1 protein-coding gene is annotated in these 1,310 nt (G+C 46.0%); it reads left to right on the forward strand.

What is annotated here, in order from left to right; genetic code table 11:
* Window positions 1–493: 493 nt before the first annotated feature.
* Window positions 494–1,310, forward strand: an 817-nt coding sequence (locus tag R7070_RS25420; RefSeq protein ID WP_318141414.1) for an FtsW/RodA/SpoVE family cell cycle protein, incomplete at its 3' end; no start/stop codon positions are given.

Raw genomic sequence — 1,310 nt, forward strand, 5'->3', positions numbered from 1 at the left:
TGTGGCTCTGGATAAATGAAGATTGAAAACCATCATGGTGACTGTCCTTAGTTGAACGTGATTTGATGGTTTCAGATTACGCCATCGCTTCATAGTCAGCTGTAGGATGCGACCAATGGTATTTTTAGGGAGTAAATGGGCGTGAGCGGCGATAAATGGTTTTGAGTGAAAACACAATAACATCCGAGCGAGTTATCAATTATTGCTGGATTCAACACTAAGTACGATAAAAAGAGTGGCGAAAATATCAAGGCTGGTGTATTTATCCTCTTCACAACATTCCCAGTCGACGTACCACAACAGATGATGCTGCACCTCCTTTCTCGCACTCCTTTGCGCCGCATCTGTGAACAGGCCTGTTGTGCTTTCACTTTCAACAAATCTAAGAAAGCCAACATACCCGACCTATTGGATTCTTAGCATCGGAATAGTTTGAACTCTCTTGAGTTCTGGTTGTTTTCGCTCTTTTGAGAGCGTTTTTAGGTTGTAGTAAATGAACAAGCGTTTCTTTCCAAGAATCGATTTGCCACTTTTGATGGCGATAATTCCGATCATGTTATTGAGCTCGCTGACGCTATGGAGCGCCAGTGGCTTCGATGAATCCATGCTCTTTAAACACTTAGCCCGCTGCGCACTGACACTGGTGTGTATTCTGGTGATGTCATCCATTCCAGCAGCCAGTTATCAACGCTCGGCACCGTACTTGTATTTTGTCGCCGTGTCGTTACTGCTGGCCGTCGCGCTGTTTGGTGACAGCACTAACGGTTCACAACGATGGCTAGATATCGGCTTTTTTCGTTTTCAACCTTCGGAATTAATTAAGTTGTCGATTCCGATCATGATAGCTTGGATGCTGCACTTGGAAGGCGGCAGACCTGACTTTCGTAAAATCGCGCTTTGTTTGATGATTACCTTGGTTCCCGCAGGGTTGATCGCTCTGCAACCCGATCTGGATGGTGCGATCTTTACCGTGATCTACGCACTATTCGTGTTATTTTTCGCGGGTATGAGCTGGAAAATCATTGGCGGATTTGTGGTGAGCGTTCTAACGCTCGCCCCGATTCTGTGGTTTTTCGTGATGGAAGCCTACCAAAAAAGCCGTGTGACTCAGTTCTTACACCCAGAATCTGACCCACTTGGCTCTGGTTACCAAATCATTCAGTCGCTGATTGCGATCGGTTCGGGCGGTATGAAAGGCAAAGGTTGGATGAATGCCACACAAGGAACGCTGGGCTTTATTCCAGAAAGTCATACCGACTTTATCTTTTCTACCTATGCGGAGGAATGGGGGTTCATTGGCTGTGTGGTAT

This window comes from Vibrio sp. 1557 (genome assembly GCF_033340175.1).
Taxonomy (GTDB): Bacteria; Pseudomonadota; Gammaproteobacteria; order Enterobacterales; family Vibrionaceae; genus Vibrio; species Vibrio alginolyticus.